This window comes from Amycolatopsis sp. NPDC004378 (genome assembly GCF_053602455.1).
In genome coordinates this window covers 65,823-79,393 of the sequence record NZ_JBSGDR010000020.1, presented here as the reverse complement: position 1 = coordinate 79,393, position 13,571 = coordinate 65,823, and the positions used below count along the sequence as shown (strand labels likewise).

The following is a 13,571-nucleotide window of genomic DNA, read 5'->3' as shown; positions in this document are numbered from 1 at the left end:
TCGCATGCAGCTGCACCAGCTCGCCTACTTCGTCGCCGTCGCGGAGCACCGGCACTTCACGCGCGCCGCCGAGGAGGTGCGGGTCGCCCAGCCGTCGCTGTCGCAGCAGATCCGCGCGCTCGAACACGACCTCGGCGCGCCGTTGTTCCACCGCATCCGCGGCAACGTCTCCCTCACCGAGGCCGGCGAGGTCCTGCTGCCGATCGCCCGGCGCATCCTGGCCGAGACCGAAAGCGCGCGGCTCGCGATCCGGGAGCTGGCCGAGCTCGACCGCGGCCGCGTCCGGCTCGGCGCGCCGCCCAGCCTGTGCACGGGCCTGCTGCCGGCGATGCTGTCGGCGTTCCGCCGCCGGTACCCGGGCATCCAGCTGGAGCTGCACGAAAGCGGGTCCGGCGACCTCCGGCAGCGGCTGTCGGAAGGCGCGCTGGACCTGGCGCTGCTGGCCGGTGCCCGGGCGATGGGCGACCCGCACCTGGCGGCGACGCCGTTGCTGCTGGAAGAGCTGGTCGTGATCTCCCCGCCGGACGCGCCGGCGCGGACCGGCCGGCTCGACGTCCGCGAGCTCGCCGACGTCCCGCTGGTGATGTTCCGTCGCGGCTACGACGTCCGGGAGGCGACGGTGAACGCCTGCCGCGCGGCCGGGTTCGAGCCGTCGTTCGCGATCGAGGGCGGCGAGATGGACGCCGTGCTGGAGCTGGTCCGCGCCGGCGTCGGCTCGGCCGTCGTGCCGAGCACCGTGGCGGGCGAACGGTTCCGGCGGACGCGGTTCGCGCCCGAAGCGGGCATGACGCGGATCGTGCAGCTCGCCGCCCGGACCGAGGTCGAACCCACCCGGGCCGTCCGCGCGCTGCGCACCGCGATCGTCGGGTTCGTGGCCGACCGGGCGAGCCTCCCGCCCGGTATCGAGTCCCTTGTGGACAGAGGGGGCACCCGACCATCGGAGGGTTGACCGGCGCGGCGTTCAGGAGTGCCATGTAGGCCGTGAATCGTCTGCGCTCGGCCGCCGTGCTCGTCGTCCTCGCCGGTTCTCTCGTGGCCCCGGTGCCCGCCGTCGCCGCCACCGGCCTCGGCTTCGACCTCGACGCCGCCACCATCCCCGAACTCCAGCAGCGGATGGCCCACGGCAGCCTCACGTCCGTCCGGCTGACCACGGCCTACCTGCACCGGATCGACGCCCTCGACGGGAAGATCCACTCGGTCCTCGCCGTCGACCCGGGTGCGCTGCGGGCCGCCGCGGCCAGCGACGCGCGCCGCCGCGCGGGTCACCCGCTCGGGCAGCTCGACGGGATCCCGGTGCTGCTCAAGGACAACATCGACACGCGCGCCCAGCCGGCGACCGCCGGTTCGCGCGGCTTGCCGCGCAGCCGCCCGGCCGCCGACGCGGCGCTGGTGGAGCGGCTGCAGCGCGGTGGCGCGGTCATCCTCGGCAAGACGAACCTGTCCGAGTGGGCCAACTTCCGGTCCACGCACTCGACGTCGGGCTGGTCCGGGATCGGCGGCCAGACGAACAACCCCTACGTCCTCGACCGCAACCCGTGCGGCTCGTCGTCGGGCTCCGGCGCCGCCGTGGCCGCCACGCTGGCCCAGGTCGCGATCGGCACCGAAACCGACGGCTCGATCGTGTGTCCCGCCGGCGCCAACGACGTGGTCGGCGAGAAGCCGACGCTCGGGCTGGTCAGCCGGACCGGCGTCGTGCCGATCTCCGCCGAGCAGGACACGGCCGGGCCGATGGCGCGCCACGTCGTCGACACCGCCATCACGCTTTCCGTGCTGCAGGGCCGTGACGCGGCCGATCCCGCGACCGCGGCGATCCCCGCGGGACAGCCGCGCGACTACGCCGCGCTGCTGCACCCGGGTGCCCTGCGCGGGGCCCGGATCGGCGTGTGGCGGCTGGCCGGCCTGGACGCCGACGTCGACCGGGTCGTCGGCGACGCCGTGCGGACGCTGACCGCGCAGGGCGCCACCGTCGTCGACGTCGATCTGCCGTACCAGGACCAGATCGGCGCGGCCGAGACACCGGCGCTGCTGACCGAGTTCAAGCGCGACCTCGACGCCTACCTCACGCACCGCCCGGGTCACCCCACGACGCTCGACGAACTGATCGCGTTCGACCGCCGGGATCCGGTGGAGCTGTCGAAGTTCGGCCAGGAGCTGTTCGAGCAGGCCGCGGCCGCGCCGGGCCCGAGCGACCCGGCCTACCGGCAGCAGCGGGCCACGGCGACGGACCTGGCGAAGCGGTCGATCGACGAGACACTCGCCAAGCTGCACCTGGACGCGATCGTCGCGCCCACCAACAGCCCGGCGTGGAAGACGGACTACGCCGCGGGTGACGCGTTCGTGCTCGGCTCGTCGACCCCGGCGGCCGTCGCGGGCTACCCGAACGTGTCGGTGCCGGCCGGGTTCGCGGGTCCGTTGCCCATCGGCGTCTCGTTCTTCGCCGGGCGCTGGGCCGACGCCCGGGTGCTCGCCTTCGCGGCGGCGTTCGAGCGTGCCGCCCCGGCGCGCCGGGCGCCTGCCTTCCTGCCCAGCTCTGGTTAGGGTGGTCTCGACGGTGAGGAGGGCAGCCGATGGTCACCCGCGCGGAGCGGAACGCGACGGACCCCGACCTGGGTGTCCTGTCGGGACGGCTGCTGTTCGCCGTGCAGCGGGAGCTCTTCGCGACGCTGGCCGCGCAGGGGTTCGACGACCTGAAGCACCGGCACGGCGCGGTGCTGGCCTACCTGGACCCGGACGGCGTCCGGCCGACCGAACTGTCCCGGCTTTCGGGGCAGTACAAGCAGATCATCGGCACGCTCACCGACGAGCTGGAAGCACTCGGCTACGTCGAACGGCGGCCCGACCCGAGTGACCGCCGCGCGAAGCTGATCTGCCCCACCGAACGCGGTCTCGCGCAGATGAAGGCCGCGGACGCGATCATGGCGGGCATCCAGCGGCGTCACGCGAACCGCCTGGGGCGGGCCGACTACGAGCACTTCAAGCGGGTCCTGGCCGACATCACCGAGCACCAGCGCGGTGCCGTCGCCGGGGACTGACCGGCTACACCCGCGTCCGGAGCCATTCGGCCACCGGCGGCCAGCTTCCGTGCGCGGGATCGATCACCTCGAAGTGATCGCCGGCCACCTCCAGGTACTGCGCGTCCGGCGCGTGCTCGGCGTAGGTGCGGCTGTACTCGATCGGGACGATGTCGTCGGCGTCGCCGTGCAGCACGAGGACCGGGACCCCGGCACTCTCGAGGGCGCTCGGTGACGTCGTCGCGTACCGCTGCGGGACCTGGTCGAGGTGCCCGCCCAGCAGCAGGTTCACCACGCCCTCGCCGGCTCCTTCCGCCACCGCGGGCCAGAAATCCGGGGCCGCGGGCTTCGGGGCGTTCGCCGGGCGCACGAGGTCCGGGTCCGCCAGGAGCGCACCGAACGCCGTCCGGTCGGCCTCGGCCAGGTCGAGGACCCCGGCGAGCGACACGGCCGCGACCGGCACCACCTTCGGCGCCGCGCCCACGGCGTCGGCGGGCAAGGCCGCGCGGTGCGCGGTCCACGCCGCCAGGTGGCCGCCCGCGGAGTGCCCGATCACCGCGACCCGGGCGGGATCGAGGGCCGGGTCCGCCCCGGCGACGACGTCGAGCGCGGCCGCGGTGTCCTCGAACGTCGCGGGCCAGCCACCGCCGTCGCCGAGCCGGCGGTAGTCCGCGTTCCACACGGCGTACCCGCGGGCGACCAGGTCGTCGGCGAGCCGGGTCATCGAGCGGCGGTCGAACATCGCCGTCCAGTACCCGCCGTGCAGCAGCACGACCACCGGGAACGGGCCCTCGCCCGCCGGCACGTACAGCTCCCCCACCTGCGCCGGGTGCGGCCCGTAGGCGACGGTGCGCACCGGCCGCGGCGCGTCCTGTTCGTCGTCGTAGCGGGCACCGCGCCGCGCGCTCACCAGCGCGTCGATGGTGCCGAAGAACGCCGCGATCCGCGGATCGTCCCCGCCTCGGGCCTTCGAGTCGTCCCACGCGGTGTCGTCGATCCACTCGACGACGTCCAGCCAGGTCCCGGCGTCGAGACGCACCAGCTTCGCCGAGACGAAACCCCGGCGACCTTCCCGGAAGGCGGCCACCATGCCGGGCCGGGCCGCGAGCATCGCGGACGTCCGGTCCGGCCGGACGGTGAAGGTGGTCAGTTCGACGACGGCCATCCGCGCTCCCTCGATTTGGTCCAGATTCATGACTATCACGATCGTGGACCGACGCGCACGTGTGGCACCGTCCTCGCGAACGCCGGAGGTGCACCGCGCGGCCCAGGAGTCCTTTGTGGACGGCTGGTGACAGTCGGCGCTGGCCGGGGCGGCCGCCGCCCCCGTCTTCTCCTCGGCCGGGCCCTCGACGCGAACAGGTGCGCACGTGAAATGGCCCTTATCGATTCAGAAGGACTCTGCTAGCCTCCGGCACGGACCCGCGCACGGCAGCGCCGCCGGCGCCCCTGGGGAACTCTTCGAGGAGCTGAGATGACGGCAATCGCCCGTGTTCGTGGCCGTGAGGTGCTCGACAGCCGGGGCAACCCGACCGTCGAGGTCGACGTCGTGCTGGAGGACGGCTCGCTGGGCCGGGCCGCGGTGCCGTCGGGTGCCTCCACCGGCACGCGCGAGGCGGTCGAGCTCCGCGACGGCGACAAGGCGCGCTACCACGGCAAGGGCGTCCGCAAGGCCGTCACCGCGGTCAACACGGAACTCGCCGAGGCCGTCGTCGGGCTGAACGCCGAAGCGCAGTCCGAGGTCGACGCCGCCCTGATCGCCGCCGACGGGACGCCGAACAAGGCGCGCGTCGGCGCCAACGCCACGCTCGGGATCTCCCTGGCCGTCGCGAAGGCCGCCGCGGCGGCGAACACCCTGCCGCTGTACCGGTACGTCGGCGGCGTCTTCGCCCACCAGCTGCCGATGCCGATGATGAACATCATCAACGGCGGTGCGCACGCCGACAACCCGATCGACTTCCAGGAGTTCATGATCGGCCCGGTCGGTGCGGAGACGTTCGCCGAGGCCGTGCGGATGGGCTCGGAGGTCTTCCACACGCTGCGCGCGTCGCTGCGCAAGGCCGGGCACGGCACCAACGTCGGCGACGAAGGTGGCTTCGCGCCCAACCTCGCGTCGGCCGACGAGGCGCTCGAGTTCGTCGTCCGCGCGATCGAGGAAAGCGGCTACACCCCCGGCGAGGACATCGCGCTGCTGCTCGACCCGGCCGCGTCGGAGTTCTACGACAACGGCGTCTACGACTACCGCGGCGAGGGCCGCAAGCGCAGTGTCGAGGAGCACGTCGCCTACCTCTCGGAGCTGACGGCGCGCTTCCCGATCGTCTCCATCGAGGACGGCCTCGCGCAGGACGACTACGACGGCTGGAAGCAGCTCACCGACGCCATCGGCGACCGCGTGCAGCTCGTCGGCGACGACGTCTTCTGCACCAACGTCAAGCTGCTGCAGGACGGCATCGACCGCGGCATCGCGAACTCGATCCTGGTCAAGGTCAACCAGATCGGCACGCTGACCGAGACGCTGCTGACCGTCGACACCGCGCACAAGGCGGGCTATTCGGTCGTGATGTCCCACCGGTCGGGCGAAACCGAGGACACGACGATCGCCGACCTCGCCGTCCCCACCGGCTGCGGCCAGATCAAGACGGGCTCGCTGTCCCGCTCCGACCGCACGGCCAAGTACAACCAGCTCATCCGCATCGAGGAGGAGCTGGGCGCGGAGGCGAAGTACGCCGGCCGGGCCACCCTGCGCGGCTGATCCACCCCCGGGGCCCGTCCGGCGGGACGGGCCCCGGGGGCGCGGAAGCCCTAGATTGGCGGCATGACTTCCACCGCCGAGAAGGCCACCCGGCTGCAGGAGCTGCACGCCGCCCCCGAGCTGCTGCTCGTCGTCAACGTCTGGGACGCGATCACCGCCAAGGTCGTCGCCGAGACGCCCGGCACCCAGGCCCTCGCGACGCCCAGCCACGGCATCGCCGCCTCGCGCGGCTACCCGGACGGCGAAAAGATCCCCCGCGACGAGATGATCGCCGAAGTCGCCCTGATCGTGCGGACGGCGGGCGACCTGCCCGTCACCGCCGACCTCGAAGCCGGTTACGGCGACCCCGGCGGCACCATCGCCCGCGCGATCGACGTCGGCGCGGTCGGCGCCAACCTCGAAGACCAGATGAAGCCGCTGGGTGACGCCGTGAAGGCGGTCGAAGCCGCCGTCGCGGCCGCCGAGAAGGCCGGCGTCGACTTCGTGCTCAACGCCCGCACCGACGCCTTCCTCAAGACCGACCCGGAGACGGCACTGACCGAGGCGATCACCCGCGGCCGCGCCTACCTCGAGGCCGGCGCGTCCACCTTCTTCGTGCCCGGCAAGCTCGACGAGAACCAGGTCGAGCGGCTCGTCGGCGAACTGGGCGAGCGCAAGGTCAACCTCATCGGCATCCCCGGCTCGATCCCGCTCAAGCGCGCGCAGGAACTCGGCGTCGCCCGCGTGTCCTACGGCCCGTGGAGCCAGAACGTCGCCCTGACCGCGCTGGCCAAGCTCGCCGAGGACGTCTACGCCGGCGGCGGCCTGCCCGCCGACACCCGCAAGCTCAACTGATCAGCGGATCCGCAGCTTCCGCATGAGCTTGAGCCCGGACAGCATGCTCTCGACGTACTTCTCGTAGCCCTGTCCGGGCCGCGGGCCCATGACCTGCTTCTTCAGCACGGCCAGGTTCTGCACGTCGGTGTACTTGAGCAGGCCCTGGTCGCCGTGGCGGGCGCCGACCCCGGAGCTCTTGACGCCGCCGGAGGGCGTCCCTTTGGCGGCGAACGCCGTGGCGAGGATGTCGTTGACGTTGACGTTGCCCGATTCCAGGCGCGCGGCCACCGCGCGGGCGGCGCCGACGTCACGGCCCCAGACCGACGCGTTGAGGCCGTAGTCGGTGTCGTTGGCCAGGTCCACGGCCTCGTCGACCGTGCGGTACCGGTGCAGCGCGACCACGGGCCCGAAGGTTTCCGTGACGCCGCAGAGCATGTCCTTGGTGACGCCTTCGAGGATCGTCGGCTCGAAGAACGCCGGGCCGAGGTCCGGGCGCGGCTTGCCGCCGCAGAGCACGGTCGCGCCCTTCGCGACGGCGTCGTCGACGTGCTCCTTCACGCGGCGCAGGTGGTCGGGCGAGACGAGCGAGCCCATGTCTGGCCCGAAGTCGTAGGCCGCGCGGACGTCCAGCGCGCTCGCGGCGGCCACGTACGCGTCCTTGAACTCGGCGTACCGGGACTCCGGCAGGTAGATCCGCTCGATGTGCATGCAGATCTGGCCGGTGTTGCCGAACGCGCCGAAGATCGCGCCCTGGACGGCTTCCGCGATGTCGGCGTCGTCGAGGACGATCATCGGGTTCTTGCCGCCGAGCTCGAGGCAGCAGCCGATGAGGTTGCGGCCGGCCCGCTCGCCGATCACCTTGCCGGTGGCCGTGGAGCCGGTGAACATCACGTAGTCGGCCCGGTCGATGAGTGTCGGGCCGACGTCGGGGCCTTCGCCGCAGACGACCTGGAACAGCCCCTCCGGCAGGCCGGCCTGCTCCAGCATCCGGATGCCGTAGAGCGGCGAAAGCGCCGTCTTGTTGTCCGGCTTGAGCACGACCGCGTTGCCGGCCATCAGCGCCGGGATCGCGTCGGAAATGCCGGTGGCGAACGGGAAGTTCCACGGCGCGATGATCCCGACGACGCCTTTCGGCTGCCGGATCTCGGTCGACGTCGTCACCAGCGGCACCGGACCGCCGCGTTTCGTCGGCGCCAGCAGTTTCGCGGCCCGGCGCAGGTAGTGGCTCATCACCATCGCCGGGTCGCAGGTCTCCTCGATCGCCATCCGGCGGTTCTTGCCGCTCTCGACCTGGATGAGGTCGGCGACGTCGCGCGCGTGGTCGACGAAGAGCGTGTGCGCCCGCTTGAACACCGCCAGCCGCTGCTTGAGCGGCGTGGCGGCCCACTTCCGCTGCGCCTCGCGGGCGACGTCGAAGGCCTGCTCGATGTCGGCCGGCGTCGATTGGGGCAGGTCGACGAGCGGCTCGCCGGTGTAGACCTCGGTGAGCTTCCACGTCTCGCCGGCCGAGCCGGGCACGCGGGCGACGAGCTCGCGCAGGAACGCGCCGGTCACCGACGCCGGGCGGGTCAGCTCGAGCGGGGTCACGGTCACGATCCACTCCCGAGGACGAGCCGCGCGCCCATCTCGCCGATCATGATGGCGGGCGCGTTGGTGTTGCCGCCGGTGATCGACGGCATGATCGAGGCGTCGCAGACCCGCAGGCCCTCGACCCCGCGCACCTTGAGGTCGGGGCCGACGACCGCGAGCTCGTCGACGCCCATCCGGCAGGTGCCGACGCCGTGGTAGACCGACGTCGCGCGGTTCAGGATGGCGTCGCGCAACGGCTGGCCGCGCAGGTCCTTGCCCGGGTGGATCTCCTCCTTGACCGAGCCCTTGAACGCCTTCGAAGCGAAGATCTCGCGGACCATTTCCGAGCCTTCGCCGAGCACTTCGAGGTCGGCCGGATCGGACAGGTACTGGAAGTCGATGAGCGGCGCGGCCGTCGGGTCGGCCGAGGCGAGCCGGAGCGTCCCGCGGCTCTTGGGGTAGATCAGCGTCGTCAGCACCGTGAGCGCCGGGCGCTTGTCGACGTCGTGGCGGATCGGCGCGTCCTGGTTGGGCGACACGTACGCCCAGGGCAGCAGGTGCAGCTGGAGGTCGGGCACCGCGCCGGCCTGGGACGTCCGGAGGAACGCGACGGCCTCGAAGACCGAGTTCGCCAGGAACGTCGTGCCGGGCTTCAGCAGCTCGCGGGCCAGGCCGCGGGCGAAGTACGGCGCCGACCCCTTGTTCTTGCTGGAGGTGACGTTGAAGGTCAGCGCGTGGAACATGTGGTCGTGCATGTTGTCCCCGACCGGCAGGTCGGCGAGGACGTCGATGCCGTGCTCCTTGAGGTGCTCGGCGTGGCCGATCCCGGACAGCATGAGCAGCTGAGCGGAGCCGACGAACCCGGCCGACAGGATGACCTCCTTGCCGGCGCGGACGACGCGGTGACCCCGGCCGTCGGCGACCTCGACGCCGACCGCGCGGCCGTTTTCGAAGACCACCTTCTTCGCCAGCACGCCGGACTGCACTTCGAGCGTCGCGGGCGCGAGGTTGTGCAGGTAGCCGCGTGAGGCGCTGTAGCGCAGGCCGTCCGCGGCGTTCTGCTGCATCCGGCTGACGCCCTCTTGGGACTCGGCGTTGTAGTCGTCGAGGATCTTGCAGCCGAGGGCGTCGGAGGTCGCTTCGACGAACTGGAGCGAGCCTTCTTGGGGGATCTTGTTGCGGGTGACCCGGATCGGGCCGCCCGCACCGCGGAAGGCGTTCTCGCCGTCCTCGAAGTCCTCCATCCGCTTGTAGGCGGCGTTGACACTGTCGGCGTCCCAGCCGGTGTTGCCTTCGGCGGCCCAGGAGTCGAAGTTGGCGCGGTTGCCGCGGACGTAGACCATGCCGTTGATGGAGCTGGAGCCGCCGACGACCTTGCCGCGCGGCACCGGCATCCGGCGATCGAGAACGTGTTTCTGCGGGACGCCGTAGAAGCCCCAGTCGAAGGGCTTCTTGAGCTGGGGCACCGCGTGCATCGGGCCGACCAGGCCCGGCTTCTTGATCAGGAGCTTCTCATCGCTCTTCCCCGCTTCGAGCACGATCACGCTGGCCCCGCTCTGCGCCAGCCGCCCCGCGATCGCCGCCCCCGAGCTCCCCGACCCGACGACGACGTAGTCGGCCTCGTCGCCGCGCGGCGCCCTGTTCGCCATGTCCGCTCCTCGATCCGGCCCGCCACAAACTATAACCTGTTCTAGTTTGCTCACGGTATAGCGTCGCCGCCTCGGAGCGCAACGGGTACGCCTGCTTCCCGTCCACGGCCTCGGCCCGCCCGGTGTCGCCGCCGCCGGTAGGAGACGGGCAACGCCCGGTCAAAGCCCCTTGCGCAGCGCCTCGGCCGCCCGCGCGAGGTCGGCCCGCACCGCCCGGGCGACGCGCGCCGGGCCCTTCGCCAGGTGCCGCTGCAGGCTGACGGCGTAGACGGTCCACAGCCCGGCGACGGCGCCCGCGGTGATCCGGACGACCGGGTCGGCCGGGGACGCGCCGGTCCGCGTGGCCAGTGCCGCCGCCGCGGCGTCGGCCAGCCGGTCCCGGCTCTCCCGGTGGTGGGCCACCAGCGCCGGCGTCGAGCGGATCAGCTCGCCGAACCGCCGGACGTCGTCCCAGCCCTCCTCGCGCGCCGACGCGACGAGGAAGTCGAGCTCGTCGCCGAGCACCGCCAACGCGGCGTCCAGCGGCGTGGTCGCCGGGTCGGCCAGGCGGGTACCCAAAGCGTCGATCTGGGTGTCCCAGCGGTCGGCGAGCAGGGCCTCTTTGCTGCCGAAGTGGTTGAAGACGGTCTTTTCCGTGACGCCGCACGCGCGTGCGACGTCGGCGACGCGGACCGCCTCGAACCCGCGCTCCAGGAACATCCGGGCCGCCGTGTCGGACAGCTGCTGCCGCAGCTCGCGCTTCCGCCGGTCCCGCAGCGTCTCGGCACTCATACAGCAAGTGTACTGTTTACAGTGACTGTAACGAAGGGAGCCACCACCATGAGCGAGTTCGAGATCGTCCGGGAGTACCCGCAGCCCCGGCCCCGCGTCTGGCGCGCCTTGACCGACCCGGCCCTGGTCCCGCGCTGGACGTCGACCGGGCGAGGCGGCCGTCCCGAAGGCTTCGCGCCGGAGGTCGGCACGCGGTTCCGGTTCATCGGCAGACCGGTCCCCGGCTGGGACGGCGTCGTCCGCTGCGAAGTCCTCGCGGCCGACGCGCCCGAGCTGCTGAGTTTCAGCTGGCGCAACCAGGAGACCGACGCACCGAGCACGGTGACGTGCCACCTCGCCGAGACCGGCGGGGGAACCCGGCTCACCTACCGGCACACGGGGTTCAGCGGCGTCGGCGGCTTCTTCATGGCCCGGCTGCTGCACCGGGTCCGGCGCCGGATGCTGGCGGAAGGCTTCCCGGAGGTGCTCGCGGCGAGCGACTGGTGACGGCTCGGCGACCGGGGCCGGGCCACCACCGCGCGGCACCGGCCCCCGCCGCCGCAGGCCAGCGGCACGATCCGGTCGGCGCGCGCCTTGGCGACCTCGGCGCGGCCCAGGGCCGGCAGGCTCCCGCCGAGGGCGCGCGCCCCCGCCGCCGCGGCGGTGCGTGAAGCCACCCAAGCGGTGCGCGCGGCGACGGGCCGCCGGCTCAGCTCGGCACCGGGTCCGGCTCGCCCACCAGCACGTCATCGGCCAAGCCCGCCGCCAGGGCGCGCAACGCCGCGTCGAGGTAGACCGTCAGGTCGGCGTCCGCGCGGGCGGACCAGCGCTCGTAGGCTGCGCGGCAGGCCGCCAGCACCGCGCGCCCCACCACCAGCGGGTACAACGACTCCTCCGGCTGCCCGGACCGCCGGGCGACGAACGCGCTGACCGCCCGCTCCCACGCGTCGTAGTGGACGGCCGCGCTCGCGGCGAGCTCCGTCACCGAGCTCACCAGTGTCATCCGGGTGCGCAGCTCCGGCACGTCCGCCGCGCGGTAGTGGTTGGCCTCGAGCACCGCCCGCCGCACGGCTTCCAGGACCGGCAGCTCCGCCGGCATGTCGGCGAGCAGCGCGCGGATCGTCTCGACCTCGGTGTCGAACTCGTTCCAGAGCACGTCCGCCTTGGCGTCGTAGTAGCGGAAGAACGTCCGCCTGCTCACCCCGGCCGCCGCGGCGATCTGGTCCACGGTCGTCTCGTGGAAACCCTGTTCGCTGAACAGCCGCAGGGCCGCGACCTCGAGCTCCCGCGCGCTCGTACCCGGCGGCCGGCCGCGGCGGGCCGCCGGACGGGTGGTCAGGTCATCGGTCATCCGGGTGCCGTTCCGTCGAGGGTCTTGCTTATTGACACGGTGTGACACTACTCTCCCCGTTATTCGACACTCGGTGTCGTAAATCATCTCTGCCGAAGGAGTCAGGATGCCCGAGAACACCACCCCCACCGAACCCGCCGCCACCGAGGAACCCCTCACCGAGGACCTCCTGGTCGAAGAAGTGTCGATCGACGGCATGTGCGGTGTCTACTGAGGACACGCCGGCGGGGTTCGACCTGGACGGCGCGTGGCGGCTGGACGACCGGGTCTCGATCCGGCCCGAGCGGTTCGGCGCCCTGCTGTACCACTTCGGCACCCGCCGGCTTTCCTTCCTGAAGAGCCCGGCCCTCCTCGACGTCGTCCGCGGGCTCGCCGCGCACCCCGACGCGCGGACGGCGTGCGCCGAAGCCGGCGTCGGGGCCGGCGAGCTGCCGCGGTACCGCGCGGCGCTCGCCGCACTGGCCGCGTCCAGCATGATCCAGCCGAGGAGTCGCTGATGTCCCTTGTGGACGAATTCCAGTACGGGCTCGACGCCCCCATCTGCCTCACCTGGGAACTCACCTACGCCTGCAACCTCTCCTGCGTGCACTGCCTTTCCTCGTCGGGCCGGCGGGACCCGCGGGAGCTGAGCACGGCCGAGTGCAAGGCGCTCATCGACGAGTTCGAGCGCATGCAGGTCTTCTACGTCAACATCGGCGGCGGCGAACCGACCGTCCGCCCGGACTTCTGGGAGCTGGTCGACTACGCGACCGAGCACCACGTCGGCGTGAAGTTCTCCACCAACGGCATCAAGATCACGCCCGAGGTGGCCCGGCGCCTGGCCGCCAGCGACTACGTCGACGTCCAGATCTCCCTGGACGGGGCCACCGCCGAGGTCAACGACCACGTCCGCGGCCCCGGCTCCTACGCCACCGCGATCCGCGCCATGCGGCACCTTTCCGACGCGGGCTTCGAGAACTTCAAGATCTCGGTCGTGGTCACCCGGCAGAACGCCGGCCAGCTCGACGAGTTCAAGGCGATCGCCGACCGCTACGGCGCCCAGCTGCGCATCACCCGGCTGCGGCCGTCCGGCCGCGGCGCCGACGTCTGGGACGAGCTGCACCCGACCGCGGCCCAGCAGCGGCAGCTCTACGACTGGCTGGTGGCCCACGGCGAGCACGTCCTCACCGGCGACTCGTTCTTCCACCTCGCCGGGTACGGCGACGGCGGCCTGCCCGGGCTCAACCTGTGCGGCGCCGGCCGCGTCGTGTGCCTGGTCGACCCGGTCGGCGACGTCTACGCCTGCCCGTTCGCGATCCACGAGACCTTCCTCGCCGGCACCGTGCGCGGCGACGGCGGGTTCACGAGCGTGTGGCGCGAGTCCGCCCTGTTCACCGAGCTGCGCAGTCCGCAGAGCGGCGGCGCCTGCGAGTCGTGTTCGGCGTTCGACGCCTGCCGCGGCGGCTGCATGGCGGCGAAGTTCTTCACCGGCCTGCCGCTCGACGGCCCGGACCCGGAATGCGTGCGCGGCCACGGCGAGCTCGCGCTCGCGGCCGTCACCAGCGTGCCGAAGCCGTCGCTCGACCACTCGCACCGGACGCGCGAGCGCGAGCCGGTCCCGGTCACCATCGGGATGCGCCGCCCGCCGGAGCGCGCCTGCGACGAAAGCCCGCTCGCCGGGTTCCGGCCCTGAC

The 13,571-nt window shown here is 72.4% G+C and carries 14 protein-coding genes; 9 read left to right on the top strand and 5 right to left on the bottom strand.

Annotation, left to right across the window (positions count from 1 at the left end; all coding sequences use genetic code 11):
* Positions 1 to 4: 4 nt before the first annotated feature.
* From ACWEN0_RS39220 to ACWEN0_RS39210, 3 genes are read left to right on the top strand one after another with little or no spacing between them, the layout of a single operon-like run.
* Positions 5 to 949 carry a LysR family transcriptional regulator gene (locus ACWEN0_RS39220; protein ID WP_451985170.1) on the top strand — a complete coding sequence of 315 codons (945 nt, stop codon included), beginning with the start codon at positions 5 to 7 and terminating at the stop codon, positions 947 to 949.
* 32 nt (positions 950 to 981) lie between these two features.
* Complete coding sequence (locus tag ACWEN0_RS39215) at positions 982 to 2,538, top strand: amidase (protein ID WP_451985168.1); 1,557 nt, start codon at positions 982 to 984, stop codon at positions 2,536 to 2,538.
* Positions 2,539 to 2,567: 29 nt separating this feature from the next.
* The gene (locus ACWEN0_RS39210) at positions 2,568 to 3,032 is read left to right on the top strand and encodes a MarR family winged helix-turn-helix transcriptional regulator (RefSeq protein ID WP_451985166.1); all 465 of its coding nucleotides are present in this window, start codon (positions 2,568 to 2,570) and stop codon (positions 3,030 to 3,032) included.
* Positions 3,033 to 3,036: 4 nt separating this feature from the next.
* Here the strand turns inward: ACWEN0_RS39210 and ACWEN0_RS39205 are convergent, their stop codons facing one another.
* Positions 3,037 to 4,206: an alpha/beta hydrolase family protein gene (locus ACWEN0_RS39205; protein WP_451985164.1), complete on the bottom strand. Its 1,170-nt coding sequence runs from the start codon at positions 4,204 to 4,206 to the stop codon at positions 3,037 to 3,039.
* Positions 4,207 to 4,485: 279 nt separating this feature from the next.
* On the opposite strand from ACWEN0_RS39205, the gene eno reads away from it, so the two are divergent.
* A complete protein-coding gene (gene eno / locus ACWEN0_RS39200; RefSeq protein WP_451985162.1) occupies positions 4,486 to 5,763 on the top strand; it encodes a phosphopyruvate hydratase in 1,278 nt (425 codons plus the stop codon).
* A gap of 63 nt (positions 5,764 to 5,826) precedes the next feature.
* Positions 5,827 to 6,597: an isocitrate lyase/PEP mutase family protein gene (locus tag ACWEN0_RS39195; RefSeq protein WP_451985160.1), complete on the top strand. Its 771-nt coding sequence runs from the start codon at positions 5,827 to 5,829 to the stop codon at positions 6,595 to 6,597.
* On the opposite strand, the gene ACWEN0_RS39190 is transcribed toward ACWEN0_RS39195, so the two are convergent.
* From ACWEN0_RS39190 to ACWEN0_RS39180, 3 genes are all read right to left on the bottom strand, one after another.
* Complete coding sequence (locus ACWEN0_RS39190) at positions 6,598 to 8,172, bottom strand: succinic semialdehyde dehydrogenase (protein ID WP_451985158.1); 1,575 nt, start codon at positions 8,170 to 8,172, stop codon at positions 6,598 to 6,600.
* A complete protein-coding gene (locus ACWEN0_RS39185) occupies positions 8,169 to 9,797 on the bottom strand; it encodes a GMC family oxidoreductase (RefSeq protein WP_451985156.1) in 1,629 nt (542 codons plus the stop codon). The genes ACWEN0_RS39190 and ACWEN0_RS39185 overlap by 4 nt, the downstream gene beginning before the upstream one ends.
* Positions 9,798 to 9,956: 159 nt before the next feature.
* Positions 9,957 to 10,568, bottom strand: coding sequence for a TetR/AcrR family transcriptional regulator (locus tag ACWEN0_RS39180; protein WP_451985154.1), 612 nt, complete (start codon positions 10,566 to 10,568; stop codon positions 9,957 to 9,959).
* A gap of 48 nt (positions 10,569 to 10,616) precedes the next feature.
* Between ACWEN0_RS39180 and ACWEN0_RS39175 the strand changes: the two genes are divergently transcribed.
* Complete coding sequence (locus ACWEN0_RS39175) at positions 10,617 to 11,054, top strand: SRPBCC family protein (protein ID WP_451985152.1); 438 nt, start codon at positions 10,617 to 10,619, stop codon at positions 11,052 to 11,054.
* A 202-nt stretch (positions 11,055 to 11,256) separates the two neighbouring features.
* Here the strand turns inward: ACWEN0_RS39175 and mftR are convergent, their stop codons facing one another.
* Complete coding sequence (mftR, locus tag ACWEN0_RS39170) at positions 11,257 to 11,898, bottom strand: mycofactocin system transcriptional regulator (RefSeq protein ID WP_451985151.1); 642 nt, start codon at positions 11,896 to 11,898, stop codon at positions 11,257 to 11,259.
* Between the two features lie 106 nt (positions 11,899 to 12,004).
* On the opposite strand from mftR, the gene mftA reads away from it, so the two are divergent.
* The 3 genes from mftA to mftC are packed head-to-tail and all read left to right on the top strand — an operon-like array spanning position 12,005 to position 13,570.
* The gene (gene mftA, locus ACWEN0_RS39165; RefSeq protein ID WP_451985150.1) at positions 12,005 to 12,112 is read left to right on the top strand and encodes a mycofactocin precursor MftA; all 108 of its coding nucleotides are present in this window, start codon (positions 12,005 to 12,007) and stop codon (positions 12,110 to 12,112) included.
* Complete coding sequence (gene mftB, locus ACWEN0_RS39160; RefSeq protein WP_451985148.1) at positions 12,102 to 12,395, top strand: mycofactocin biosynthesis chaperone MftB; 294 nt, start codon at positions 12,102 to 12,104, stop codon at positions 12,393 to 12,395. Before mftA ends, mftB begins: the two co-directional genes overlap by 11 nt.
* Positions 12,395 to 13,570, top strand: a complete 1,176-nt coding sequence (gene mftC, locus ACWEN0_RS39155) for a mycofactocin radical SAM maturase (protein ID WP_451985146.1) — start codon at positions 12,395 to 12,397, stop codon at positions 13,568 to 13,570. The genes mftB and mftC overlap by 1 nt, the downstream gene beginning before the upstream one ends.
* Position 13,571 lies beyond the last annotated feature (1 nt).

Excerpts from the sequence above, each read along its gene's own strand:
- ACWEN0_RS39220 (WP_451985170.1), top strand. The coding sequence starts at position 5 with ATGCAGCTGCACCAGCTCGCCTACTTCGTCGCCGTCGCGGAGCACCGG.
- ACWEN0_RS39210 (WP_451985166.1), top strand. The coding sequence starts at position 2,568 with ATGGTCACCCGCGCGGAGCGGAACGCGACGGACCCCGACCTGGGTGTC.
- ACWEN0_RS39205 (WP_451985164.1), bottom strand. The coding sequence starts at position 4,206 with ATGAATCTGGACCAAATCGAGGGAGCGCGGATGGCCGTCGTCGAACTG.
- eno (WP_451985162.1), top strand. The coding sequence starts at position 4,486 with ATGACGGCAATCGCCCGTGTTCGTGGCCGTGAGGTGCTCGACAGCCGG.
- ACWEN0_RS39195 (WP_451985160.1), top strand. The coding sequence starts at position 5,827 with ATGACTTCCACCGCCGAGAAGGCCACCCGGCTGCAGGAGCTGCACGCC.
- ACWEN0_RS39185 (WP_451985156.1), bottom strand. The coding sequence starts at position 9,797 with ATGGCGAACAGGGCGCCGCGCGGCGACGAGGCCGACTACGTCGTCGTC.
- ACWEN0_RS39180 (WP_451985154.1), bottom strand. The coding sequence starts at position 10,568 with ATGAGTGCCGAGACGCTGCGGGACCGGCGGAAGCGCGAGCTGCGGCAG.
- ACWEN0_RS39175 (WP_451985152.1), top strand. The coding sequence starts at position 10,617 with ATGAGCGAGTTCGAGATCGTCCGGGAGTACCCGCAGCCCCGGCCCCGC.
- mftR (WP_451985151.1), bottom strand. The coding sequence starts at position 11,898 with ATGACCGATGACCTGACCACCCGTCCGGCGGCCCGCCGCGGCCGGCCG.
- mftA (WP_451985150.1), top strand. The coding sequence starts at position 12,005 with ATGCCCGAGAACACCACCCCCACCGAACCCGCCGCCACCGAGGAACCC.
- mftC (WP_451985146.1), top strand. The coding sequence starts at position 12,395 with ATGTCCCTTGTGGACGAATTCCAGTACGGGCTCGACGCCCCCATCTGC.